Source organism: Vibrio sp. 10N.261.51.F11 (assembly GCF_041471665.1).
GTDB lineage: Bacteria > Pseudomonadota > Gammaproteobacteria > Enterobacterales > Vibrionaceae > Vibrio > Vibrio crassostreae_C.
This window is the reverse complement of the sequence record NZ_JBFROW010000033.1, coordinates 115,196-141,039: the sequence shown is the minus strand read 5'-3', so window position 1 is coordinate 141,039 and position 25,844 is coordinate 115,196. Positions and strand designations below refer to the sequence as shown.

General features: G+C 44.2%; 23 protein-coding genes. 8 read left to right on the top strand and 15 right to left on the bottom strand.

Going from position 1 to position 25,844, the window contains the following annotated elements:
- Window positions 1-120 precede the first annotated feature (120 nt).
- Together tdh and AB4351_RS11310 are read right to left on the bottom strand one after the other, a co-directional pair.
- Window positions 121-1,152 carry an L-threonine 3-dehydrogenase gene (gene tdh / locus AB4351_RS11315; RefSeq protein ID WP_017059546.1) on the bottom strand — a complete coding sequence of 344 codons (1,032 nt, stop codon included), beginning with the start codon at window positions 1,150-1,152 and terminating at the stop codon, window positions 121-123.
- 110 nt (window positions 1,153-1,262) lie between these two features.
- Window positions 1,263-2,456, bottom strand: coding sequence for a glycine C-acetyltransferase (locus tag AB4351_RS11310; protein WP_372126023.1), 1,194 nt, complete (start codon window positions 2,454-2,456; stop codon window positions 1,263-1,265).
- Between the two features lie 455 nt (window positions 2,457-2,911).
- On the opposite strand from AB4351_RS11310, the gene AB4351_RS11305 reads away from it, so the two are divergent.
- Both AB4351_RS11305 and AB4351_RS11300 read left to right on the top strand, forming a co-directional pair.
- Window positions 2,912-3,844, top strand: coding sequence for a LysR family transcriptional regulator (locus AB4351_RS11305; RefSeq protein WP_065584581.1), 933 nt, complete (start codon window positions 2,912-2,914; stop codon window positions 3,842-3,844).
- On the top strand, window positions 3,844-4,227 hold the full coding sequence (locus AB4351_RS11300; protein WP_372126021.1) for a VOC family protein: 384 nt from the start codon (window positions 3,844-3,846) through the stop codon (window positions 4,225-4,227). Before AB4351_RS11305 ends, AB4351_RS11300 begins: the two co-directional genes overlap by 1 nt.
- Window positions 4,228-4,322: 95 nt before the next feature.
- Here the strand turns inward: AB4351_RS11300 and AB4351_RS11295 are convergent, their stop codons facing one another.
- From AB4351_RS11295 to AB4351_RS11280, 4 genes are all read right to left on the bottom strand, one after another.
- On the bottom strand, window positions 4,323-5,858 hold the full coding sequence (locus AB4351_RS11295) for a PepSY-associated TM helix domain-containing protein (protein ID WP_372126019.1): 1,536 nt from the start codon (window positions 5,856-5,858) through the stop codon (window positions 4,323-4,325).
- A gap of 111 nt (window positions 5,859-5,969) precedes the next feature.
- Window positions 5,970-6,320, bottom strand: a complete 351-nt coding sequence (locus AB4351_RS11290) for a hypothetical protein (RefSeq protein ID WP_017064798.1) — start codon at window positions 6,318-6,320, stop codon at window positions 5,970-5,972.
- A 301-nt stretch (window positions 6,321-6,621) separates the two neighbouring features.
- The gene (locus tag AB4351_RS11285; protein ID WP_017059534.1) at window positions 6,622-7,017 is read right to left on the bottom strand and encodes a cytochrome b562; all 396 of its coding nucleotides are present in this window, start codon (window positions 7,015-7,017) and stop codon (window positions 6,622-6,624) included.
- Window positions 7,018-7,161: 144 nt separating this feature from the next.
- Entirely contained in the window at window positions 7,162-7,908 is a 747-nt protein-coding gene (locus AB4351_RS11280) for a phosphatase (protein WP_017059533.1), read from the bottom strand.
- A 321-nt stretch (window positions 7,909-8,229) separates the two neighbouring features.
- Between AB4351_RS11280 and AB4351_RS11275 the strand changes: the two genes are divergently transcribed.
- Window positions 8,230-11,253 carry an HD domain-containing phosphohydrolase gene (locus AB4351_RS11275; RefSeq protein WP_372126017.1) on the top strand — a complete coding sequence of 1,008 codons (3,024 nt, stop codon included), beginning with the start codon at window positions 8,230-8,232 and terminating at the stop codon, window positions 11,251-11,253.
- A gap of 42 nt (window positions 11,254-11,295) precedes the next feature.
- On the opposite strand, the gene AB4351_RS11270 is transcribed toward AB4351_RS11275, so the two are convergent.
- Window positions 11,296-12,321, bottom strand: coding sequence for a DMT family transporter (locus AB4351_RS11270; RefSeq protein WP_104216172.1), 1,026 nt, complete (start codon window positions 12,319-12,321; stop codon window positions 11,296-11,298).
- Between the two features lie 91 nt (window positions 12,322-12,412).
- Between AB4351_RS11270 and AB4351_RS11265 the strand changes: the two genes are divergently transcribed.
- Both AB4351_RS11265 and AB4351_RS11260 read left to right on the top strand, forming a co-directional pair.
- Entirely contained in the window at window positions 12,413-13,360 is a 948-nt protein-coding gene (locus AB4351_RS11265; protein WP_372126015.1) for a LysR substrate-binding domain-containing protein, read from the top strand.
- Window positions 13,361-13,396: 36 nt separating this feature from the next.
- Window positions 13,397-13,717 (top strand): heavy metal-binding domain-containing protein, encoded by a 321-nt coding sequence (locus AB4351_RS11260; protein WP_004730185.1) that lies wholly within the window; start codon window positions 13,397-13,399, stop codon window positions 13,715-13,717.
- 149 nt (window positions 13,718-13,866) lie between these two features.
- Here the strand turns inward: AB4351_RS11260 and AB4351_RS11255 are convergent, their stop codons facing one another.
- Together AB4351_RS11255 and AB4351_RS11250 are read right to left on the bottom strand one after the other, a co-directional pair.
- The gene (locus AB4351_RS11255; RefSeq protein ID WP_017070643.1) at window positions 13,867-15,123 is read right to left on the bottom strand and encodes a peptidoglycan DD-metalloendopeptidase family protein; all 1,257 of its coding nucleotides are present in this window, start codon (window positions 15,121-15,123) and stop codon (window positions 13,867-13,869) included.
- Between the two features lie 161 nt (window positions 15,124-15,284).
- On the bottom strand, window positions 15,285-16,124 hold the full coding sequence (locus tag AB4351_RS11250; protein WP_017069419.1) for a tetratricopeptide repeat protein: 840 nt from the start codon (window positions 16,122-16,124) through the stop codon (window positions 15,285-15,287).
- Between the two features lie 276 nt (window positions 16,125-16,400).
- Between AB4351_RS11250 and AB4351_RS11245 the strand changes: the two genes are divergently transcribed.
- Window positions 16,401-16,916 (top strand): cytochrome b, encoded by a 516-nt coding sequence (locus tag AB4351_RS11245; protein ID WP_104216171.1) that lies wholly within the window; start codon window positions 16,401-16,403, stop codon window positions 16,914-16,916.
- An 80-nt stretch (window positions 16,917-16,996) separates the two neighbouring features.
- On the opposite strand, the gene AB4351_RS11240 is transcribed toward AB4351_RS11245, so the two are convergent.
- From AB4351_RS11240 to AB4351_RS11220, 5 genes are all read right to left on the bottom strand, one after another.
- Window positions 16,997-17,431: a hypothetical protein gene (locus tag AB4351_RS11240; protein WP_372126013.1), complete on the bottom strand. Its 435-nt coding sequence runs from the start codon at window positions 17,429-17,431 to the stop codon at window positions 16,997-16,999.
- A 98-nt stretch (window positions 17,432-17,529) separates the two neighbouring features.
- A complete protein-coding gene (locus tag AB4351_RS11235; RefSeq protein WP_017067627.1) occupies window positions 17,530-17,796 on the bottom strand; it encodes a hypothetical protein in 267 nt (88 codons plus the stop codon).
- Between the two features lie 235 nt (window positions 17,797-18,031).
- On the bottom strand, window positions 18,032-19,816 hold the full coding sequence (locus tag AB4351_RS11230) for an ABC transporter ATP-binding protein (protein ID WP_372126011.1): 1,785 nt from the start codon (window positions 19,814-19,816) through the stop codon (window positions 18,032-18,034).
- Window positions 19,810-21,573 (bottom strand): ABC transporter ATP-binding protein, encoded by a 1,764-nt coding sequence (locus AB4351_RS11225; RefSeq protein WP_372126008.1) that lies wholly within the window; start codon window positions 21,571-21,573, stop codon window positions 19,810-19,812. The genes AB4351_RS11230 and AB4351_RS11225 overlap by 7 nt, the downstream gene beginning before the upstream one ends.
- A gap of 228 nt (window positions 21,574-21,801) precedes the next feature.
- Window positions 21,802-22,320: an NUDIX hydrolase gene (locus AB4351_RS11220; protein ID WP_017059522.1), complete on the bottom strand. Its 519-nt coding sequence runs from the start codon at window positions 22,318-22,320 to the stop codon at window positions 21,802-21,804.
- Between the two features lie 302 nt (window positions 22,321-22,622).
- Between AB4351_RS11220 and AB4351_RS11215 the strand changes: the two genes are divergently transcribed.
- Window positions 22,623-22,883, top strand: coding sequence for a DUF333 domain-containing protein (locus AB4351_RS11215; protein WP_017059521.1), 261 nt, complete (start codon window positions 22,623-22,625; stop codon window positions 22,881-22,883).
- A 129-nt stretch (window positions 22,884-23,012) separates the two neighbouring features.
- Here the strand turns inward: AB4351_RS11215 and AB4351_RS11210 are convergent, their stop codons facing one another.
- Complete coding sequence (locus AB4351_RS11210; protein ID WP_102393581.1) at window positions 23,013-23,891, bottom strand: YdcF family protein; 879 nt, start codon at window positions 23,889-23,891, stop codon at window positions 23,013-23,015.
- A gap of 356 nt (window positions 23,892-24,247) precedes the next feature.
- On the opposite strand from AB4351_RS11210, the gene AB4351_RS11205 reads away from it, so the two are divergent.
- Entirely contained in the window at window positions 24,248-25,618 is a 1,371-nt protein-coding gene (locus tag AB4351_RS11205) for an L-serine ammonia-lyase (RefSeq protein ID WP_017068616.1), read from the top strand.
- The last annotated feature ends 226 nt before the right edge of the window (window positions 25,619-25,844 follow it).

Genomic DNA, 25,844 nt, shown 5'->3' with positions numbered 1-25,844 from the left:
TGCTGTAAAAAATGGGCAACTTAACCTTGATCATATCGCCCATTTTCTTGAGTTCCGAGATGTAAAAAAGGCGACAGTAAAAACTGTCGCCTTTCTAATATCTTGTTACTCAGCTAAAGCTTATTCCCAATCAAGAATTACTTTACCTGACATACCAGAGCGCATCATGTCGAAGCCTTTCTGGAAGTCGTCCACTTTGTAGTGGTGAGTAATGATTGGTGTTAGATCTAGGCCAGATTGGATCAATGAAGCCATCTTGTACCAAGTTTCGAACATCTCACGACCGTAGATACCTTTGATAACCAAGCCTTTAAAGATTACTTGGTTCCAGTCTACCGCCATGTCTGATGGTGGAATACCTAGTAGAGAGATCTTACCGCCGTGGTTCATGTTAGTTAGCATGCTATTGAACGCAGATGGGTTACCAGACATTTCTAGGCCTACATCGAAGCCTTCTGTCATGCCAAGATCAGACATTACGTCTTCAAGCTTCTCTTCCATCACGTTTACTGCGCGAGTCACACCCATTTTCTTAGCAAGATCTAGGCGGTACTCGTTTACATCAGTGATTACAACGTGACGAGCACCAACGTGCTTAGCAACAGCTGCAGCCATGATACCGATTGGGCCAGCACCAGTAATTAGCACGTCTTCGCCAACTAGGTCGAAAGAAAGTGCTGTGTGTACTGCGTTACCAAACGGGTCAAAGATTGAAGCTAGATCGTCAGAGATTTCTGCAGGGATCTTAAATGCGTTGAACGCAGGAATCACAAGGAACTCAGAGAACGCACCAGTGCGGTTAACACCAACACCTGTTGTGTTACGACAAAGGTGAGTACGGCCGCCACGACAGTTACGACAGTGACCACATGTGATGTGACCTTCGCCAGATACACGGTCGCCGATTTCAAAACCACGAACTTCTTGGCCAATGCCAACAACTTCACCCACGTATTCGTGACCTACTACCATAGGTACTGGGATTGTGTTTTGTGACCACTCATCCCAGTTGTAGATATGTACGTCAGTACCACAAATTGCGGTTTTCTTAATACGAATAAGAAGATCATTATGACCCATTTCAGGTTTTTCAACCTCGGTCATCCAAATGCCTTCTTCAGGCTTTAGCTTAGAAAGTGCTTTAATTTTCATAATGTTACCTAGTTCATCTCGCCTAACTGTAAGGCGAGAATCAAAAATCTATATATTCTACTGGGTGTTGCTCTATCTAATTAAAGGATGCTCGTGGCATCCCTTTAAAATTAGATGATACCCATGTCTTTACCAACTTGAATGAACGCATCGATTGCGCGGTCTAGTTGCTCACGAGAGTGTGCAGCAGACATTTGCGTACGGATACGAGCTTGACCTTTTGGTACTACAGGGAAAGAGAAACCTACAACGTAGATGCCTTTCTCTAGTGCGCGCTCTGCGAACTCAGCCGCTACTTTTGCATCACCCAGCATGATTGGGATGATTGCATGGTCAGCACCACCCATAGTGAAGCCCGCTTCTTCCATGCGAGTACGGAAGTGAGCAGAGTTTTCCCATAGTTGAGTACGTAGGTCGCCAGATTCCGCTAGAAGATCTAAAACGCGGATAGACGCAGATACGATTGCAGGTGCAACAGAGTTAGAGAATAGGTATGGACGAGAACGCTGACGTAGCCAGTCGATCACTTCTTTCTTACCAGAAGTGTAACCGCCTGAAGCGCCACCCATTGCTTTACCTAGCGTGCCAGTGATGATATCGATACGGTGTACAACGTTGTGGAACTCGTGAGTGCCCGCGCCGTTTTCGCCCATGAAGCCCACTGCGTGAGAGTCATCAACCATAACTAGTGCGCCGTACTTGTCAGCAAGGTCACAGATAGCAGGAAGGTTAGCCACTACGCCGTCCATTGAGAACACACCGTCAGTTACGATTAGTGTGTGACGAGCGCCAGCTTCTTTAGCAGCGATAAGTTGCTGCTCTAGCTCTTCCATGTTGTTGTTCGAGTAACGGAAACGCATTGCTTTACACAGACGAACGCCATCGATAATAGATGCGTGGTTTAGTGCGTCAGAGATGATTGCGTCTTCTTTACCTAGAATTGTTTCGAACAAACCAGCGTTTGCATCAAAACAAGATGTGTAAAGGATAGTGTCTTCTTTACCTAGGAACGTAGAAAGCTTTTGCTCTAGTTCTTTGTGAGAATCTTGAGTACCACAAATGAAACGTACTGAAGCCATACCAAAACCGTGCTGATCCATACCATCTTTAGCTGCTTCGATAAGAGCTGGGTGGTTAGCAAGACCTAAGTAGTTGTTTGCACAGAAGTTTAGTACTTCTTCACCAGTCGAGATAGAAACCGCTGCTTTTTGTGCAGAAGTAATAATGCGCTCAGACTTGTAAAGACCTTCTTCTTTAACTTCTTCGATTTGAGTTTGAATCTGTTGGTAAAATGCAGAAGACATTGTCTCATTCCTTCCTAGTTATTATTTAGCAGCATCGCGCGCCGCTTTATGTAGGGATGTAAACGATCTCAACACGATCATTTACACTGTAAAACTTATGCCTATATTCTAGTTGAACATCCCCGTTCCGATTATCCCTTTAGTTGGAAAAACATTAATGAATCACAGGCACTAATAATAGTTCATCCCAGTGACATAGGGCACATTAACGCCCTTCACCTGCTTTTTTAAACGCCAAATTAGCTATAATTTCCGTCTAATTTCGCTTTCATATCAAATCTCAATTTTTCATCTCAGAATGCGCAGCAGCAACGCCGCTATACAGATGAGCTTCAAACACAACAACCTATCAGAGCAATCACGTCAATCAATTAATGAAATTGATTCACAAATCAAAGTAAATCGCTCACAATTACCATTAAGTTCATCGTTGAAACTAGCTTAACTGGATACTTATGATTAACCCAAAACTCATCGCCCTGCTTCCGGATCTCGCCTCGTTCATTTTGGTGGTTAACGAAGGTAGTTTTACGGCTGCAGCAAAACAGTTAGGCGTGACACCATCAGCCTTGAGTAAGCTCATCACCCGCTTGGAAAAAGCGCTATCGGTGAAACTGTTTGAGCGTACCACTCGTACCCTTATCATTACGCAAGCGGGTCAATTGGTTTATGATCAGAGTGTGGTGATGATCAACGCAGCGCAACAAGCCGTTGAACTGTCTACCTCCGACCATACCGAACCTGCAGGCTCGATAACGGTAGCGGCGCCTGAAGCCTTCTTGAATTCGGTATTGCAGCCTTTCGTTGTTCCATTCTTAAATCAGTATCCAGAAATCCAACTTAAATTGAGAGCGGCTGACGGCGACATCGATATTTTACGTCAAGGCATCGACATTGCTTTCCGCCTGACTGATAAGCCCGACGAAAGCTTAGTATTGAAAGAGTTAGGAAAAACAAACCTCGTGTTGTGTGCAAGCCCTGACTATTTAGATGCCAAGGGGATTCCTCACCACCCTACCGAGCTGTCTGAACACGACTGTTTGTATCTTGCAGAGACAGACAAAGATCACATTTGGGATTTTCTTAAAGATGATGAATTTCACACAGTACCCGTCAGTGGACGTTACGCAGTTAACCACTCGCAGATGCGACTGAAAGGTGTGAAAGAAGGTCTAGGCGTCGGTATTTTCCATGACTTCGTGATTCAAGATGCGTTGGCTGAAGGGTCTGTAGTACAAGTGTTGGAAGATTGGACCATCAAGAGTAATTACCATGGTGCGATTGCGATGCAGTTTGCTCAAACCAAGTACATGCCCGCTCGACTGCGTGTATTCATTGATTACGCCATGAAGCACTTAGGTGACAAGTTGGCAGGAGAAATAAACTGATGCTGAAAGGAATACACCACGCGGCCATAATCTGTTCAGACTACGACGCGTCGAAACACTTTTACACTGAGATTTTGAAACTCGAGATAATTGCCGAAAACTATCGAGAGGCTCGCCAGTCGTACAAACTTGATTTAGCGCTACCTAATGGTGCTCAGATAGAGCTATTCAGCTTCCCTAACGCACCAGAAAGACCTAGCTTTCCAGAAGCCCAAGGGCTGAGACATTTAGCCTTTTGTGTCGATGAAGTTCAACAAGTCAAAAGCTATTTGGAAGGACAAGGAATCGAAGTCGAACCGATCCGAGTTGATGAGTTTACAGGTAAAGCATTTACCTTTTTTGCCGATCCTGACGGGCTTCCGTTAGAGCTTTACCAAATATAGAGCTTTATCAAGTCTAACGTCTTCTTAATAAACAGAGCATGTCATCTGATTAATGAAACTGACCTCCTCAAACAGAAGGTCAGTTTGTGTATCAATTAACTCAATGCTGTCTTGAATTTCTCGACACGCGAGAACAGTAACCAATCCAATAGCATGGCTGTCACGATCGTCGCACCCGCCAGTGGAAACAGCGCTGAAATAACTATCACCGTCACTAAGCCTGCTTTCCAAAGCCCTGCATCACCAAACTTCGGTGGCGTGCCAAGCTTTCGTTGACCTGAAGGTCTGCGCATCCACCACATCACACCGCCAGTCACAGACACAACAATGAACGCCAAGCAAAACAAGGCATTTAGAAGCTTATTGATGATACTGATGTCACCTTGGTGCAATGAAATACCAACCGCTAACGTCTTGGCAATGAAGTTATAATCTTGCCATGTCACCTCACCCAGTATACGACCAGAATATTGGTCGAGGTGCGTGGTACGATCCTGCGTTGGATCGATGATATCGCCACCCATTGTATTGGCTGTGACCGTGTAAACGCCCGTTTCTGAACGCGGGAAATTGACCTTGTATTGCGTAAAGCCAAGTGAGTATGCTTTTTCAGTAACGTCATCAATGTCGAAGTTGCTTGCTGACAACATATGTTGAGAGTGATCTTCACCCATCTTAGAATGGTCGTGAGGCTCAGTAGCCTCTTCCACATGATGAACGTGCTCTGCTGGCTTATCTTGAGACAAAGGCAGTGGTGTTTGCTCCAAGTTCCAAGGGAGCTCTTCTTCTGATCCATGGTTGAGGGAAGCGTGCGTCTTATCAGACAATGGAATATCGTCCCACATTTGAGCAGGGAAAGTACTCCATGCTTGAACAAGCTTACCGCCCCAAAAACCTGTCCATGCCAATCCAGATAGAATAAACAACAACAGAATAAGCGATAAGGTACCACCGATGTTCGCATGCAGATCACGCATGAGAACACGTGGCCCGGATGACACTCTCAGCTTGAGAAAACCAGCGCGGCTTGCGTTGTCTCTCGGTAGCCATAAGTAAATGCCACTGACGAGCAACAGAATAGACAAGCTTATTGCGACTTCAATTAGATAATCACCCCAATCACCAATCAACAAAGTGCCGTGAATATCATTCGCTAGTTGGTACAGGCTATCGCTGCGTGGAATTTCTCCGACCACTTCGCCAGTGTACTGATTCACAGTGGCGAAAACAGATGTTCCGTCTTCAAGTGATAGCGAAAAGCGGTTAGCGAGATCAGGGGCTTTACTCGGAACAAACTGCGTCACCGAGCCTTGTGGGTATTGATTCTGCACTGCAGTTAACTGTTGTGACACTTTAATCGGATCGCCCGATGCAACAATCTCAATGGCTTCGTGATGAAAATCTAACTCGATTTCATCATCAAACAGCATCACCAAACCTGTAATGCTCAGCATTAACATAAACGGGATAACAAATAGCCCAGCATAGAAGTGCCAGCGCCATGTGAGGAAATAGAGGGTTTTATTGCGGTCTTTGCTTTTTATATTGGTTTCCGAACCGGTTGTTGCACTGCTTTTAGACTGCGAAGTTGCTTGTGCTTTCGCAGGGGTTTGAGATTCATTTCTCAACATTATAATTTCCTTTGACACACGCAAACATACCTTCTGAAAAATCAGAAAGTAATCTGAGCATGTTTAACTTTACTTAATACTTTATTTTTTAATTATTTTAATGGGTTAGGTTTAAGCAATAACAAAGGGAGGGCCGCGCGGGGCTTGCCTCGTGTAGCGTTCGCTTAGAGCCAAAAAAGCGTAGCTGTCGGAGACAATAGAACTCAGTCGAGTTGTCAGTAGTGTAGTGGGAAGTTCATCTTGGTGAAACGTGGAAAAATGGCTAAACGGACACGGCTTTCCTTTATGAGTATTAGGTTCGCCTTCTTCGATTTGAACCAATTCAAAGCCATTGACCGTACATAACGACGCCCATACTCCCGCACTATTACCATGAGCATTGATAACAGGCATTAATGTCACTAGCGCCCAGCTTAATGCTGTTGCAAGTAACATGAAGAAGTTGAACGAGGTTCGGCGCATTATTCCAAGTCTTTATAAATTTCCCTTATTATGAGGGACTTGGAATATAGGTAAACGTAAAGATTAACAGCAAGTTAAAAAATTGAAGCTAACGCACACTCTTTTTCGTTAAATACTGGTTACAACACTAAAACTAAGAAAGTAATACTCATCTCTTTGCAGCAGGCTTTCGATAAAAGAGACAATAAAAACGCCGCCTTACACCTTCCTCGAAAGAGGGTAATGTAAGGCGGCGTTTTAGAAATCGAATCTTGAGGTTTGCTCTTTGTTACCTATCTAGCAAACGTTCATGATTAACGAATTAACCGAAGATCTTGCTCCAGATGCTTGGGTTACGCTTCTCATGGTACTCTTCACGAAGGCCATCAATAGTACGAAGTTCTTGCTGTGCCGACGCTAAGTCACCTTGGTCTAGCTTCTGCTCAATGCTATCCAGTGATGCACTGATCTTTTTGAAGCCTTCCATGAAGTTGTCTTCTTTCTCGACTGGGTAAACACCCGTTTTCAGCTCTGCCACTAGCGTATCTAAACGAACGATAGGCTTTTGCATCTCTTCAATGCTTTGAGCTTCTGCCGCTTGTTTGAACGCAAGCTTCATTTCTTGCATGTTTTTCTTAAGGTCTACATTAGCAAATGCGTTGCCAGACAATACTGAAGCAGCGATTAAGCCAGATAAAAGGATTGAGCGAGTTTTCATTGTTTCTCCAAGTGAAGCGGTGTCTTTGAAGTTAGAGCCGTCATTACTGTGGCACTTCGACTTTATTATTTTCGGCTAGTGTATACAAAAATCTTTCAGGCACAAAAATTGATTGTGTCGAAATGCAAACCCGCCGATATTCTCTTAAACAAGATCTGAATATTCTGGGATTTCATTACGACCGCGCAAGGCCAAAAAGGCTAGGAACTGCTTTGGCGAATGGGTAATCACTTTACTCGAGTCTACGCCCACTTCATCTAACAATGCTGCGACTAAGTCTAAGCCACCGACATCTAAACAGAAATGCGCATCGCTGCCTGTTGTAATAAATGCACCCTTCGCTTTCGCTATTCTTGCAATCTCATAGCAGCGGTCAACACTGCCAACTCGGCTATTGCCTTTGAGTGTGGTGTTGTTGATCTCAATCGCCACGTTGTTCTCAACCGCACATTGAATAACGGCTTCGAAATCGAAATCAAAATTAGGATTGCCTAAGTGACCAAGCGCATCAATTCGACCGCCCTTAATCACATTCAACAATGCTTCTGTATGGGTAGCGACATCCGATGGGCGAAATACTGGCTCGTGAAAACTCGCGATCACCCAATCCAAGTTCTTATCCACACTCGGATGAATGTCGATTTCACCCTGTGTGTTCATGATGTTTGACTCAACACCTCGAATAATTGCGACATCTTCAATAAAACGAGGGAGCACACGCTGATTGCTGAAGAACCAATAGTGTGGCGCGCCCGGCATTGATTCTGAATGATCAGTAGTACAAAACATGGCTAAACCATTTTGCTTTGCCGACTTGGCGTTTTCGATCAATGTGCTGTAAGCATGACCACTTGCGTATGTGTGGGTGTGAGTATCTACTTTGAGTTCCATGAATCAATGCCCTCTTCGCTCGGTCAAAATACGTTTTTCAGAAAGTAACTCTGAATCTCTTTCAGGAAAAGAATACTTCAGAAAATGAATGCCTAATGGCAACAATTCGGCCAGTTTATCAGCTGAAAGTGACAATTAGCACCCAAACATAAAGGTTTATTACTGGTTCATTTACACGACACGGGAATACGTGGCTAACCAGAGCCAGCCAGCGCTTGGTCTTATCTAAGTCGAACCGCACACACTCGGTAATTGCGCCAATTTTTTGCAACCTACCCAAGTTCGTCAATACTTAAACCAGCCTACAAACTGGAGTGTTAGATGAGAAGAAGACGATATCCGCTGAGTATCCACATCACTAGCCTTTTCCTAATTTTGACAACACTTGTCGGTGCGGTATTGATTTCGATTAGTTATCGGCACTCCCAAGAGCTGCTGCTAGGCACAGTGCGCGAGATCAGTAATGAGCACCGCGACAAACTGGAATCAGTATTTAAACAAGCCATTGCCCCTGTTATCACAACCTTAAATGTGATGGCGGTGAGCCCGTTTGTTGCTCATCAAGCTTCCGCTGTCGAAAAAGACTCTTGGCTTGCTTCGGTCGATATCATCTTCAAGCAAAACACCAATTTGGTCGCTCTATTTTATGGTTCTGAAGATGGTGACTTCAGAATCTTTCGTCCATTAAGCACCAATAAACAGAGAGCCGAAAACAGCGCGCCCGCTAAAGCGACCATGATGGTTAGCAGCACCAATCTAGACGGTGAAAACTTTATTACCTATCTTGATGGCGCACATCAAGTGATCAGTACTCGACAAGCAGAGAGTAAGTTCAACCCCACCACTCGTCCTTGGTTTCGTAACGCAAAGCCTGATGGCTCAATACAACTCTCTGAGCCCTATCTATTCTATTTCCTGCAAACCAATGGCATTACACTCTCTAGGCGTTCTGCCGATGGCAAGCATGTGGTTGGTGCCGACTTTACGTTGAGTTCCCTCTCTTCTCAGATCAGTGAATTAGCTTATTCTCCGCAAACCCGACTCGCCTTGTTCGATCAACATTTTAATCTTCTCGGTCAGCATCAACTTGAGCTATCAGTACCCAAGCCTGACTCCCAATCTGATGACACAAGTAAAACTGAGCAAACGAACAACCAAACAACGGGGAATCTCTCTGGCAGTGAGCAAGACCAAAGCTTCTTTAATGTGCCCAAACGTGAACAGATGGAAGCATTGAAAGCGTCCGTTATTGCGCCGCTTATCTCTGATGAAGAGAAGTTTAACCTCAATCTAAAAAACGTTGAGTACAACTTAAACACTTGGGCACTAACGCTAACGCCGGTTCAACTGACTCAAAATGTCACCTTATACTTGGCAGAAGCGACGCCACACAATGAGCTGCTCGCTGATCTTATCTCGATGCGAGACAAGCAAGTTGCGGTCGCGATTGGGATGTTGTTCATCTGCTTCGCTATCGTATGGTTTGTTGCTAATCGACTGTCTCAGCCACTCAATACGCTGATGCAACTCACCGACAACATCGCTCGATTTGACTTCAGGCGTACTCATTATCCCAAAAGCATGATTCAAGAAGTGGCTAACCTTGCCCACTCGATTGAGCTAATGGAACACACGCTTCATGATCTGATTACCCTACTTCGAGACACCGCCGGGAATCAGGAGTTTTCGATCTTAGCCAAGAACATTGCTCATCAAAGCTATTTAATTACCAAAGCAGAAACCATTGTCCTTTTCACTCAATCCAAAGAGAAAGACGTGTTTGATACGGCAGCCAACCTTGCCATTCTTCCTTTTAAGGCCGACATTAATGACTTCATCAAACACACGCCTTGGTTGCTGTGTCAGCTTAAATCTGGTGAGACGATCCATTTGAACAGAGAAGACAATGTTCTCAACTATTACCAAGATTCGATCTTCAATTCAGACCTGTACCTATTTCCACTATTAAACCGAGAGAAACTGTTGGTAGGGATTGTGGCAATTGGCTATGAGAGACCAATTACCAAGATGCAGGCAGACAAGCACGCCTTTTTAAGAGAGTTGCTCAGCTTTGCGGAAATAGCGAAAGACAACATCGACCAAATGCAGCAACAAAAAGACATGCTTAATGCCTTTATTGAGCTGATTGCATCGGCGATTGATACCAAGTCACCTTATACGGGCGGGCATTGCCAACGAGTGCCTGAGCTCACCAAATGGCTAACTCAAGCAACCATAGATGATGACCGCTATTACCCGCAATTCTCATTGGACAGTAAACAGTGGGAAGAGTTGATGCTCGCCGCTTGGCTTCATGACTGCGGCAAGGTGACCACGCCTGAATATGTGGTAGATAAGGCAACAAAACTGGAAACCATTTACGACCGAATCCACGAAGTGCGAATGCGTTTTGAGTTGTTGAAACAGCAAGCGGAAACCGATTACTGGAAAGCGATGGCGAACGGTGCACTACAAGAAGAACAACTCAAAATACTCGAACAAAGCCTGTTTGAACTGGATGAGGAGTTTGCCTTCGTTGCTGAGTGTAATCTTGGCGGCGAATCTATGACGGAAGAGCAGCTAGAACGCTTAGATCAAATAGCCAAACGCCAATGGAAACGTACACTGGATGATCAATTGGGTTTGTCTTGGTCTGAAAAAGAGAGATTTAACACCCAAAAAGAGTCGGTTGAGAAAGAGAGAACTGAGCCAACAAGTCAGGAAAAGGGTTTGCCTGTCATGGAGCCTCTGCTTGCAGACAAACCGGAGCATAAAATACCTTGGGACAATGGCTTTAACCCTGCCGATGTATGGCAAGAAGCGTTTGTACTTAAGCCCGGAGAAGTTAAATACAACCAAGGTGAACTGCACAATTTGAAAGTACGCCGTGGTACGCTAAACGATGAAGAACGTTTCATGATCAACGATCATATTATCCAAACCTTCACCATGCTCAACAAGTTGCCTTACCCGCCTTACCTTCAAAACATTCCGGATATCGCCAGCGGACACCACGAACGTATCGACGGTAAGGGATACCCAAGAGGCTTAAACGAAGACCAGTTACCTCTGCCGTCCAGAGCAATGGCAATTGCTGATGTCTTTGAAGCGCTCACCTCTAGTGATCGCCCTTATAAGAAAGGTAAACTCTTAAGCGAATCACTCAACATCATGACCGACATGGCCACCAGCGGTCATATCGATCCCAAGTTGTATTTACTGTTTTTGGAAAACAAAATCTACGATAAATACGCTGAGCGATTCCTAGAAATGAACCAACGCTGCGAGATTGACCCGCACGAACACATCGACCGAGTAAAAGAATACATACGCTCATTGTTCTAAGTTTTAAATTAACCATTCAGAGGATAAGCCATAACTCAATGGTTAGCTTTTAGCTGCCGAGTCCAATACCGCAACGTCCACTACAGTCGCTACAGCCACTGTGGTGTGCGGTTTTTGTTTGGCTTTCGCCTTGCTGTGTCTTTTTGCCAGCAATGTATTGGTGATGCTCGCCACGACAATCAGGTTAATGCCAATCATCTGCTGTGTAGAAAACACATCATCAAAGAACAAGCCCTGCCAAAGCGCGCTAAACAGCATGTTAGTAAAAATCAGAGGTGCCAACTGGGAGCCACTGTCTGCAAGCTTATACGCCTTGGAACGGAAGATTTGGGTATTGATGGTAAACAGTGCAAGACCAAGTGATCCGAGAACAATCCAGCGTAAATCGTCAAAAGACAGCAACGCCGACAAGGTTCCTTTCTCTGCACTTTCAAGTACATCAGGCACCGCAGAAACAGAAGTAAACACCACCATTGGTATCACAATAATTGCCGCAACTAAAAAGGTCCACGCGTTAAGCTCTGCCGGAGTCAGGCTGGTTTTAGACGCTCGGTACAAACTCACTTGCGAGCCAGAATTAAATACCCCCGCGAGAAGCCCAAGCAGAAGCGCAGGTCTAAAGAACTCCGAACCCAACTCAAACTGCGACCAATCCCCCGCCATCATCACTACGCCAACAAAGGTGACAGCTAAACACACTATCGTCGTTGTATGAATCTTGGTTCTAAATATTAACTTTTCTAACAATGGAATAAACAGAGGCCCCGTACTGAACAACACAACCCCTTCAACAAGCGTTAAGGTTTGCAGTGAAGTAAGGAAACACCACTGACACGCCACCATAAAGATCGCCCGCATCACCAAAGGTTTCCACATTTCTCGTGTCGGCTTGCTGATTTTGTAAAAGGTCAGGAAAAAAAATAAAAACAGACTGGGTAACAAAAAACGCACAAAACTGAGTAACGAAGTGGGCATCACTTCAGATAGATACTTGGCCATCAAGCCACTTAAAGACAAACTGAACGTCGACAACAACATGAAAGTCGTCGCCTTGGTAATATCAGACATAATTATCACCTCCTATGACATCTATTTTAGAGGCGTGACGTAATGAAAAATAGCGAGTAATATTAACTATAACTGTAAGGAAAACTTACCAATGAAAAAACTCGTTCCGCTTAAATCCGTTTATGCTTTCATTGCTGTTGCTGAGACTGGCAGCATGACCGACGCCGCGCGGGTATTGTACGTCAGTCACTCTGCGGTAAGCCAAGCGATAAAGTCGTTAGAACAACTGGTCAACAAGCCTCTGTTTCAACGAGTCGGTCGTCGTGTTGTTCTTAATGCCGCAGGTAAGCGATATTACCGCAAAGTTGCTCCCGCACTTGAGCAAGTGATAGAGGCGACCGAAGAGCTTGCCAGAACGCCTAACGACCACCGCATTACCCTCAACATGGTCAATTCGCTAGCGATGCACTGGTGGATCCCACGAGTTCCCGACTTCCAAGCCTTCGCTCCCTCACTTGATATCCGCATTTCGACGCTAACTGGCCCTTTCGATATCGAGCAGGAAGGGGTCGATGTTGCGCTTGTACATGGCAAACCCAACGAGTGGGAACAATATTACAGCGAGAAACTGGGCGACGATGACCTAATCTTGGTGTGTAGCCCTACGATATTAAAAAACCAGACCGGATTGAGCGTCGAACAACTCGTCAAACAAAACCCGACCATTGGCGTTTTTAACCTCAGGCGACAACACGACTGGCAAGTGTGGTGCGACAATTACCAAATCCCAATGCCCACATTCCATAGCAACCTGACATTCGATGTCTCCATTCAAGCAGTACAAGCTGCGATTCGTTCACTAGGCGTATTGGTTACACATCGCTTGTTTGTGAAGGATGACATCAGCCACGGGATGCTTGTCGAACTGGGTAAACCGGTTGCTAACCCGCACCAAGATTTTTACTTTGTTTGCCCAAAAAACAAATTAAAACAAGAAAGTGTGCTAAAACTGACAACATGGTTAAGACATGAATTCACACGCTCAGAGACAGCACTGAACGATGACATTCAAGAGCAAGACCAAACTATCAATCAATAAGCGAGTGACAGCTCAGCAAGCTTACAAGAGGCCATTATGATTATTACCACCACACAATCAGTCGAAGGCAAGCGCATTGTCGATTACAAAGGGGTTATTGCCGGAGAAGCCATTCTAGGGGTGAACGTTTTCAAAGATATGTTTTCAGGAATTCGTGACTTTGTGGGTGGACGTTCTGGCACCTACGAGAAAGAACTGGAAAAAGCACGTAACTACGCGTTCAAAGAGTTAGAACAGAAAGCGATTGAAGCGGGTGCCAACGCGGTGGTAGGCGTAGATATTGATTACGAAGTCTTGGGAACAGGTAATGGCATGTTGATGGTCTCTGCTAGTGGCACGGCAGTGGTGGTTGCTTAATCAGTGGCAAACCTATCGCTCAATAGCTCTATCCATCGAATAACGGATTCAGTCGCTTAATCGTGTGATTCTTTAAAAAAACGCCCCTTAGCTAAATCGCTAACTAAGGGGCGTGATTGTATGCGTTGCCAAGTTAGATATGAATATCTCTAACTCGCGCGATCTGCGGGCTCAGAGAGCATGGCATCAAAAGAGGCAATTCGAGCCAAAAACTCTTTTCTATCTTTAGGCATAATTGAGCTTGCCATTGGTAAGTTCGCCTTCATCGCATCGACGGCGCGACCACGAACCAATACCTCAAAGTGCAAGTGCGGGCCAGTAATACGACCAGTAGCACCCGATAGCGCAATTTTCTGACCTCGCTTAATTTGCTGACCTTTCTTAACTAAGAAGCGGCTCAAGTGAAGATAACGCGTCGTATATACGCTGTTGTGTTCAATCACCAAATATTTACCAGCATACGGGTGGTCACGAAGTGCCACCACTCGACCATCACCAGTTGAGTAGATAGGTGAACCAACAGGTGTCGCAAAGTCGGTACCATTGTGCGGTGAGATTCGCCCAGTTACTGGGTGTCTTCGTGTCGGATTGAACGAAGAAGTGATTCTTCGGAATTTTCTGTCGACTGGGTATCTATCAAAGGCTTGCTCTAGACTATTTCCCTCTCTGTCATAAAAAAGACCATCTGGTGCTAGAAAAGCTGCGACTTCTCGGTTTCTTAATTGAATTGAGATACCTTGAATTTCTGTTTTACCCGTTAGGTGATCGTCCGTGTACTGCTCTTTGACCAATACATTGAAGCTATCACCAGCTCTCAGCTCTCGAGCGAAGTTGACTTTGTCTTTTAGTGTGCGGGTGATATTGGCTATCTGGTTAGTAGTTAACCCCGCTTTGTAGGCTGACGTTGAAAAGCTACCGTGAACACTACCCGCATAGAGTTTTTCTTTCCATTCGCCTGGGATCTCGTGGAATTTATAGGTGAAGCTACCATCATCGTTTCGAGTAAAGGCTGCTTGCTCAACCAAACTCTCGTGATAAATCAGCTCCACAAGCTGTTTTGAGTCACTATCCAAAAGCAACTCTAGATGGTCACCAGGTTTTATTGTGTCGAGTTTCAAAGACTCCAGATCCGCTTCCATCACCTTTTGAACGGTTCCATATGGCAGTTGCCATGACGAAAAGATGTTGCTTAGCGTATCGCCAACTTTCACAAAATAATGGACCTTAACCAAAGAGTTGGGAGTCGCTTGCGAGTCGATGACTTCCTTATCATTAGGTTGAGAACCTTGGTAAGGGGTTATTTTGATAGAGATTTCTGGTGCTGGTTTGGAGTGAAAAGAGAGCAAAGCAGCAAGGGAAAATGCGCTGATCGCAGTAACGATCAGACCAATACGGAGGAACTTCATAAAATACTTAGCGGTTATAACGAGGAACTTAGAAAGTGTTATAACATAACAATTAAATCAAAAAAATAAATGAAATGTAAGAAACCATAGCGCGATAGGTGTGAAAGTATGGTGAGCATGCAAAGCCCACCACCTTAGTTTACACGGATCTTTACCTCATATTACTCTTCACGAAGTACTTCGAAGCGTTCTAAGCCTCGCAGCATCTCAAAGTCCGGCTCTTCAGTTAGCAGCTCTCTCATGGACCCACTGGCTTCAATAGCGCGCTCTAAGTCATCGATAGCTTGACCTTCTGCCCCTAATCGAGCATAGGCGCAAGCACGTTGATACAAGGCATGAGCATTTTGGTCATCGACTTCTAATACACGGTTACAAAGACTCATTGCCCAGTGGTATTCCTGTATATCCATAGCAGCGTCAGCTTTGGCAGTAAGTGCTTCTAAATCTCCAGGACGAACCTTCAGTATTTCATCGTAGATTTCAATTTTTTGCTCTGCCGTTTGTGCGTTCTGTGCTCTCAACCATAGGTTATGAATCTCATTGATAATTTCAATTTCGCGGTTGTTGTCGGAAATGATTCTGGTCTTGCGCTTAAGATCCCGTTCAAGAACATTAAACTTCTTCTCATAGTCTTGAGCGATAGAATTAAGTCGCTTATCAGCCATGTCTTGAGTTGTGTGTTTAAGCTCTTTGATGGATTGCCAACCCACCAGCGCGATAAGAGAGGCCACACCAGCAATAATGTAGAAGAAGTAGGTTACGGTTACATTGGCGTAATTCAGAGACTTGTCTGCCACAGTCAGTTCCCGGTCAGTCATCTGAATGGTCAAGCGTCTTTCAAGATCCTGCTGTTCCATTCGAAGCTGCTTCAACTCATCCAAGATATAGCGTTCCATCAGCGGTCTATCCAAATACTCTTGTTCCGAGTACTTAACCTCTTCGCTTGCAAAACTCATCGTGCTGAACACCGAGATAACTGCAATCAATAAGATTCGAAGCATTATACATTCCTTATATATTTATCTTTAGACTAACTGTATCTCGTAATAGGCATACAAGCTAGGAAGTCGACAAGTTTGCTATGTCCATATTGGAATTAACACTCTAAAACATCATTGATAATTATAAAACACCTGAAGCAACATCATTAATTTCTAAATTATAAAAATACCGCGTAATACTGTTCTATATGATTAATTCGCGATGCGAATATACCGAAAAATGGTTTATTGCATCGAGATGAATCTTATATTAATAACGATCAGAACGAGGTTAATTTGAATAATCCACGATACGATTTAGTAAGCCGTGTACTGCACTGGGTAATGGCTTCTGTAATCATCTATGCAACAATCGCAGGGTATGTGATGCACAATGTCACCAGTCATCCAGAGCTGTTTTCTTTGCTGTCAGTGCTCAACATGTCATTGGCGACCGTTGCGACGCCACTGCTTGTGGTTCGTTATATCTGGAGCCACTTTCGCTCGTCGCCAAGCATGCCAACCTCTGTGCCTGAAGGGCAAAAATGCGTTGCCAAGCTTGCACACTCTTTGATGTATCTTGTGATGTTTATGGTTTTCAGCACCGGCTACTTAATGCTAAAAGAACCGTACTCTTTATTTTGGTTAGTGAGCGTAAATAATCTAATTACCGACTCTGCAATCAACGGCTTCTTTTTCTATTTCCATCGTGCCAGTTGTATTGCCCTAGCCTGTTTAATTGTGCTGCATATCAGTGCCACACTTAAACACCACTTTGTCTCTAGGAACTATGTATTGAAGATGATGCTCTAGATTCAAAGAATTCAAGACAATTTGCACAAACAACAAAAAAGCCATAGCATGTTCGCTATGGCTTTCTTATTTCTATTTGATTACTTGGTTTGAGTATCAAGCATCACTTGCCAGTATTCACACTTGGCCAAGAACTCTTTTAAATAAAGCTCTGGGTTAGCAAGCTTCTCACCGCCTTTAACATCAGCTCCAGTCACACGCCAAAATCCACGAGTAACCAAGTTTCGATGATAAATAAAATCGTTGAGTTCATTGGCCTTCAAAGGAAGTTGCTCACCAAACGTATTTTCGTAGTGGCTCAGAGTCGAGGCTTGTTCACTTGGCTTCTCCCTTAAAAAGGTATCCAAATCCAGACCTAATGCCTGTTGCTGATCTTTTGATAGGGTTTTAACTAATTTAGAGATCACACTGAACAGAGCCAACTCAACTTTTTGAGACGCTAATAACGATGCACCTAAAAGCGCATGTTCATTGGAAATGTGTTGCTCTGTTGATGAAACGGTTGCTGTTGTCACTGTGTTAACCTCAAATAATCATAACGGGTGTTACTGAACTGGATAGAGTCTTTTCACTAAGCTGAATCTTATTCTTGTCATTAAGAAGAATCTTACAGTTAAGCAGAGTCTTTTAGCAGAACACGGTCAGCATCAATAATGGTGAAGCCTGATGCATCTTCGTTCTTTTCGACTTGCACTAAACCTTTAAAACCAATCTGCGACAGCTTCTTCGCAAGTTGATCTGGTGCTGTTTCAAAAACAACATTCATAAAAGGTAAAGACTCAGTATCAACAAAACCATGCTCGTTAAACAGTTCCATTGCTTGAGATAAATGGTCTGAGTCGGTTAATTCGATAATTTCTACAACTTCTTCCAACAACATTTTCGATTCCATATTCGCCAGAAAGTGACTGACACAAGCCGGTTCTTTTTGCTTGCATACATCCCGATGCCCTAAGACACCCCTTTAGTAGTAGGGATATCATAACATATTAATAATCGTAAAATATGTTTTATTTTTCCTAAGCTACTGGGAATACTAGAAAAGAATAGAAATTGGTGAAACATAAGCAACACCAATTCATAGTATCGATAACGGTAAACCTGATTTGAGGTGATCAGGCAACCGTTACTTGAGAATCGCCCGTTTCTACAATCGATTCTTGTAACAAGCCAGCATAAATACCATTGTGTGCCACCAGCTGTTGATGATTACCTTGCTCAACAATTTCACCCTTTTCCAACACCAAAATCGTATCTGAGTGACGAACGGTACTCAAACGGTGTGCAATCGCAATCACAGTTTTTTCCTTGAAAAGGCGCTGCATTGCTTTTTGAATCAGGTCTTCGGTGATTGAATCTACCGAACTGGTCGCCTCGTCAAGCATCATCAATTGACCACCCTGTGCAACCGCTCTAGCGAACGAGATAAGCTGCGTTTGCCCTACAGACAAGTTGGAGCCGTTCTTTTCCAAGTGGAAGTCATAACCTTGTGGCAATTGTTCAATAAACTTATCGGCATAAACATAGCGCGCCGCCTGTTCAACCTCAGTTCTAGATAGATGCGTTTTGCCCAGCGCGATATTGAATTGAATGGTCTCTTCAAATAAGTGCACGTCTTGCATCATCATTGAGAACAAATGAGCAGAGTCTTCACTTGAGATCTGTGACAGCTCTATTCCATTCAACAAAATGCTGCCTTCATAATCTTGGTAGGTTTTAGAGATCAGACGCAGAATCGTCGACTTGCCCGAACCCGTCGAACCCACAAGGGCAATTTGATGCCCTTTCTCCAATACAAACGAGACATTCTTTAGAACGTAGGGAGAGTCGTCTTTGTAGCGGAAGCTTACGTTCTTAAACTCTAGGCTCACAAACTGTTCAAGCTGTTTCTCAACCTTGTTAGATGGCAGCAGGTTACGCCCTTCCTCTTCAGTCGGCTCAACAAACAGTTCTTCAATATGGTCAAACGCTGCAAATGAACTCTGAATCGAAGCGATCTGCGAAGTAAAGTCTCGGATCGGAACAAACACTTTCTCTAAAGTATTGATGAACGCAATCAGCACACCCAAGGTGAGCGCTCCTTCTATCACTTGCTCAGAGCCATACCAGATCATAATCGCGATAGTGATTGAAGTGATGCCGGAGATAAACGAGAACAAAATCGCATCGTATTTATTGATCTTCTTCTGCGCTCTTAAAAACTCATCGGTATAGCCTTGGTAGCGTTGCTCGACTTGCTCTTCCGCTCGGTACATCTGAACGGTTTTCATGCCAAATAAGACTTCTTGTAAAAAGCCAATACTGCGAGCCAAAGAAGAACGAGTCACCTTATACAAAGCACGAAGTCGGTTTCTCACATACACCGTCAAGTACATCACTGGTGGCATAATGATCAATACAATCATCGTTAACTGCCAATCAATAAAGAACATCATCACTAACAGAGCAATGGTATTGATGCTGTCTTTAACTAGCCCGACAACCGACTGAACAAACGTCTCGCCGATGGTTTCCAAATCACTGGTTAATCGTGAAAGCGTTACGCCAATCGGTGTGTTATCAAAATAGCTGCGTGGCAGTTTGAGCACGCGAGCAAACAACACTGAGCGCATGTCAGTTATCGTGTATTGCCCAGTTTTACGAAGGTTGTACGAATAGGTGGTATCCACCACATAACTCGCCACCAGCACGGCAACGAGATAGAAGACGTATTCGAGCAGACCATCCATATCCCCATGACTCAGGTGAACATCGATCACTTGAATGATCAGCCAAGGGAACAACAAGCTCGTGATGACAGAAAGAGGAAGCATAGCGATGCCCAGAATCGCAGAGCCTTTGTATTTCTTAGCAAACTTAAAAAAGTGCTTGAGGTATTTGAGATCAACACCTTTTAACATGCTGCTGCCTCCGTTTCATTCTGCTGTAGTTGCCATGTATCGTAATAGTAATCACAGGTTTTCAATAACGTGGCGTGGTCGCCCTTCGCGATCACTTTACCTTCGTTCAACACGATGACTTCATCCATATATTCAAGGGCATTAACGCGGTGTGAAACCACAAGAACCGATTGATTTTCCAAACGTTTAAACAAACCTTCCAAGATCTTACGTTCTGTTTCATAGTCGACAGCCGATAGAACGTTATCCATGATGATCAGGTCGGTGGGTTGCAATAAAGCACGCGCAATACTTAAGCGCTGCTTCTGACCACCTGACAACATGATCCCTTTCTCACCGACTAAGGTTTGATCGCCGTGTTCAAAACGTGTCACATCACTAGCCAACTGGCTGAGCTCTAGCACTTCATCAACCTGACTCTTTGCCAAATCGGTATCTAGGCTACCAAAGCGGATATTGTCTTCGACGGTTGCTGAAAACAGGTAAGGGTCTTGAGTCACGGTTTTCACGTAACGGCGTAAGTCACTGCGTGAGAAGCTAGTGACATCTCTTTCACCAAGGAAAACAGAACCTTGTGGTACATCCAAGTGGTGGTTTAAGCAGTTCACTAATGTCGTTTTACCCGCTCCGATCCCGCCTAACACACCCACTTTCTTACCTGCTGGAATATCAAAGCTGATGTCATCGAGAATCACGCGTTCTTCACCTGAATAGCTGAAGCTGAGGTTGCGAACAGAAAACGTTTTTCCCTTCAGTGATTCAACATCTAGTTCAGTCAGCTTACCTTCATCAAGCTCCGGGACTTTGGCATTAAGAATGGTTTGTGCACTTTGAATACCTACCATGCCACGCTGATAAATGGTCGCGATTCTGCCAAGTTGCATCAATGGCATAGCGAGCAAAACCGAGTAAGTCAGAAAGGCGGTAATCTCACCAAGTGTGAGTTCCTGTCTCATTAACATGTAGCCACCAAGCCCAAGAATGATGATTTTCATCAGGTCATTGGCGTAGTCGAGTACCGGCATAAAGAAGACTTGAATGCGTGTAATTTTAAGGCGGCATTCAAGCAATAACTGGTTCAGCTTTTCAGTTTCGGCTTTCACCCAAGGTGACATCTGCTGGCTCTTAATCAAGTCAATCCCAGACAGGTAACTCATTAGTTGAGCAGACAGGTTTTGTAGACGCTTCATGTGCTCTAAATGCAGCGTTTTCATACGCTTGAAGCCCACACGGAAAATCACAAAAGCGATTGAGATAGGAATGATCGAATACAGTGTGAGTTCTGGCGATATGCGCCACATGTAAAGAGGCGTCAACGACAACGCAAGCAAGGCATTGAAGAACTGCAAGAAGCCGACACCAAACAGCAGTCGAATGCCACTAAGGTCATTGTTGATAATCGAGATCAGTCGACCCGAAGCAAAGCGTTCGTGAAAGCTGCTCGGTAAGCGATTCAACTTTTGTAGAAGTGTACTTTTAAGTGCGGCCTCTGTAATTCGCCCCGGATTAAGCGCATAGATACGAGACAGAATTCTCACCACCACCATGGCAACCGACATCCCGACCACAATCCAAACATAGGTTTGAAGCTGTTGGTGGCCAGTTGAAGAGGCATCATCAATCAAATCTATCGCCAATTGGATATAACGAGGGATCTCTACTTGTAACCAGTTGACGAGAAAGATGAACACAATCGCCAATAAGTACGAGGTGCGATTCATGCGCAGATAATGGGCAATAAACTGTCTTTTATTCATAGTATTCTTTGTTTAGGGCAGGCTCACAGCGAGATTTAACGATATAACCGGGCAGTTAAGCTAGATAGGTTCATCGCTGAGGTAAAGATACATCAAAAACACTTAGTTGACAATATCAACCATATTCAATAATTAGTTTCCGCTATTAAATTTTAGCATTGCTAGAAACAATTTTGCCGCCAAAAGTGGCGGCAAATAAATAGCTTAGCAGGCTAGTATTGATAACGGCTAAAGCATCTCTTTGGCAATCAAATGCAGCAAAAAGGTTTCACGTTCAATACTCATGCCCTTCTTAGGGCTCTCTGCCATGGTCTTTTCGTTATGAGCGATCGCTTCATGGATATTCATCCACACCGGTTTCATCCCGTTTTTCACTTCATAATCTTCGTAAGCCGTTTCACCAAGCTCACGATCGATCTTGCATGAGTAGCAGTAAGAAATCATGTGCATCATGTCTGCATCATCTTTGTACCAAGGACGAAACTCTTCAAAAATGCCGAACGGCTTGATGCTATGGATATTCTTCGCGCCAGTCTCTTCTTCGAGTTCACGAACCATACCTGCGATCACATCTTCCCCTTCATCCAAACCACCACCAGGAATGGTGTAGTCGTGATAACGCTCTGTATACAGCATCAGAATGTCTTCACCATCTAACACAATGGCACGGGCAGCGTTGCGCTTATAGACCGTTTTATTGTCTAGATGGTCGATATCAGGATGGATGGTTGTTTTTAGGTGTCTCATGATTCTGACTGCTCTACTGAATTTGGCGGCATCATATCATAATCATCAATAGATTCGAGGTTCACAACCGCTAACCAGAACGGATCGGACGGGGATATTCCTACGGTAACTTGAATCCACTTAGCTTGATCTAACACTCAAAAAGTCGTTAAACATGAAGAAATATCAACCTATTTCAATATCTTGACCAAATTAGGACAACCTTTTCTGAAATCTAAAATATACTAATTTCATAGAGCTTCTCATTTGGTTCTGTAGAACTTAACGCATTCGATTATAGAGTTATCACGTAGGAGATAGACATGAAGAAAATTGGTTTGATGGCTGTATGTGCCGTTGTATTAGGCGGTTGTGCAAACGACTATGCAGAATATAGCGAGGGCCAACGTGTTTCAGTCGCTAACCCAGCAGCGGTTTATTGTGTTCAACAAGACGGTGAATTAGACACGGTTACTGAAAACAATCAGCGTACAACTTACTGTGTATTCGATGACGGCGAGCGCATTGAACAGTGGGAGTACTACCGCAATAACCATGAGCAAGATTCAGAAAACCAAAGTTAATCACTGTAAAAAACACATGAGCCTTCTGGCACAATGTTATGGGCGATGATTACGTTCGAGCGGTTAAAAACATCGCTGAAGAAGGCACTGAACTTCTAGCTTTTGGCATCACGAGAAAGAAATAATCACCTATCGCCACCAGCGATGTGTGTGATCCGATTCCGGATCTAAATAACGATTCAATAAAGTCAGGTTAGTATCTAGTAGAGCTAGGTATTCCCTGACTTTTTTTACATCGGTACCCACTGAAGTCTGCTGGATACAGCGCTCCAATGCTGGGAGTAAACTCTCCACAATGTCAAAGTCAGATGAACGTCCAACGAGCTCTTTGGCAGTGATCAATGCTTCCAAAGACAGTCTTTCTGGCTCTCGTCTAACCAACTCTAAATCTCGCTTAAATGCGCCCGCACAAACACCTTCAAGATAAACTCGGTAGGTCGTCAGTACGTCCATCAACAGAAACAATTGCCCCTGAGCACTTTGATGTGGGTATGGCACCGCAACATGAGCCTCCAACCTGCGATCTATTTGCTGCTCTACCCCAAGTGCGGAACACTTCTCGATGAGAACTTTAAGCAAACCTTGCTCGCCCATGAGCGATTGAATCTCGAATATACGTTGTAAATGGTAGTCATTCGAAACGAATGTCACTTGCACACTTTGCCCGCGAGTAAACAGCCCGCTTGCAATCATCTCTGAGGCCAAGTTCTGTATGTTCTCGACAGTGTTGGTCGAGTGCTGCTCGAGCAAAATCGCCCCTAAAGAAAACGGATGTTCACGCTGCTTTTCAAGCTTTCTAAAGTACTGGTGCATCGCGTCGGCTTCAGACAGTGTTTGCCCTTTTGTTAGCCCACCACAAAATGCTACCGCAGTTTGCTGATTCGACTCTTCTACCAAAGGCTCCGCCAGATACTCAACCAAAGCATCAACTCGACTGATTCCTTCATCAGTCAATTTATTCTTATTAAGTCGCTTACCCAGCACAATAAGGAGGTGATTAATGCTCATTTTATGTTCAAGTCTCGTTTTGGGGATTAGATGGAGTGAATTATGTATACAATACTTGTTAACAAAAGTATTTTGAAATTCTTATATGTTGCTCGCAATAATGCTCACTATTGATAGCGACATCTTAGGTAATACAAGAATAAACGTGTCGCTTTACAGCAAACATAGCACGCTCTTGTATTTCATCGCTCTATGCTTGTTAGCACTAGTCGATAAAAGAGCCCTTTCAATCAATGAATACGCTCTATCGCATAACTGTTTCACCCACAGAACAGGTTCACTCAAAGAAGTGCAACTAACCAAATACAAATTTTACACAGAGTTCGTCCATCGAACCGTCTTCACAGGAAGTTACTATGCTGTCTATTTTTGATATCTACAAAATTGGGGTTGGACCATCCAGCTCCCACACAAATGGACCAATGATCGCTGGGTTTAACTTTACCCAAAAAATTGATGCTCAGCTTAAGCAAGTGAAGCGTATTCAAATCGACTTATACGGCTCGTTATCATTGACGGGTATTGGTCACCACACAGACAGAGCGACCTTGTTAGGTTTGCTAGGTAACCGCCCCGACACCATTAAAATCACCAGTGCTAACCAAGCAATGCGTAAGGCGATTGAAGATAAATCTCTATTGGTTAGCGGTAACCATGAAATTTATTTCGATGTAGAAAGCGATCTGCTCTTCCACAAAACTAACCTTCCGTTGCATGAAAATGGCATGACTATCTCTGCCTTTGACGAAAGCGGCAGCCTTCTGGATATGGAAACCTACTACTCGATTGGTGGTGGCTTTATCGCAACCGCTGATGAGCTACAAAACGGCAAACAGGAAGCAGAAACACAAGTTGAGTTCCCTTTCTCTTCCGCTGATCAGTTACTTGAACTATCCGAACAACAAGGACTGAGCCTTGGTGGCTTAATTCTGCGTAACGAAGTGTCTTTCCAAGGTATGGATGTGATTGACCAGAAAGCCGACCAAATTTGGAAGGTGATGTCTCTGTGTATGCAGCGTGGCTTTGACACGGAAGGCATCCTTGATGGCGGTCTAGAAGTCACTCGTCGAGCACCTGCTCTGCTTAAAAAGCTGGAAGCAAATGCCTCGATTGAAAACGATCCAATGGAGATCATGGATTGGATTAACCTATTTGCCTTTGCTGTAAGTGAAGAAAACGCAGCGGGCGGTCAGGTCGTGACATCACCGACCAACGGTGCGGCTGGGGTTATTCCTGCGGTATTAATGTACTACCATCGCTTCATCAAAGAGCTAGACACTAAGCAGCTTAAAGACTTCTTGGCTGTCTCTGGTGCAATCGGCATCTTATACAAAACCAACGCTTCGATTTCTGGCGCAGAGGTAGGTTGTCAGGGTGAAGTCGGCGTTTCTTCATCAATGGCCGCAGCAGGCCTAACTGCCCTACGTGGTGGTAGCAACGAACAGATTTGTATTGCCGCTGAGATCGCGATGGAACACTCACTGGGCATGACATGCGATCCGATCGGCGGACTTGTTCAGGTGCCATGTATCGAACGTAACGCAATGGGTGCAATGAAAGCCATCAATGCATCGCGCATGGCGTTGAAACGTACCAGCAAGTGTCTTATCTCGTTAGACAAGGTTATCGAGACCATGTACCAAACAGGTAAAGACATGAACAAGAAGTACCGTGAAACTTCTCTAGGCGGCCTAGCCGTGATCCACATGGCACCACCTTGTGAATAAAAGACAGGAACACGAGTGGAGAAAGCCTCTATAGAGACAGCATTCTTGTAAACTTAGTTTTCAATATCTCAACAAAGCCAGCCACCAAGCTGGCTTTTTTATTGGCTAAAGCCCAACAGCTAATTGAAAGTGATACTCACTCAAAATAACTTACAGAATGACTACCTCTAACTTTCCCTTTATTAGTTCATTACTTAGCCACAAATGATGATGGCTAAATTTCATA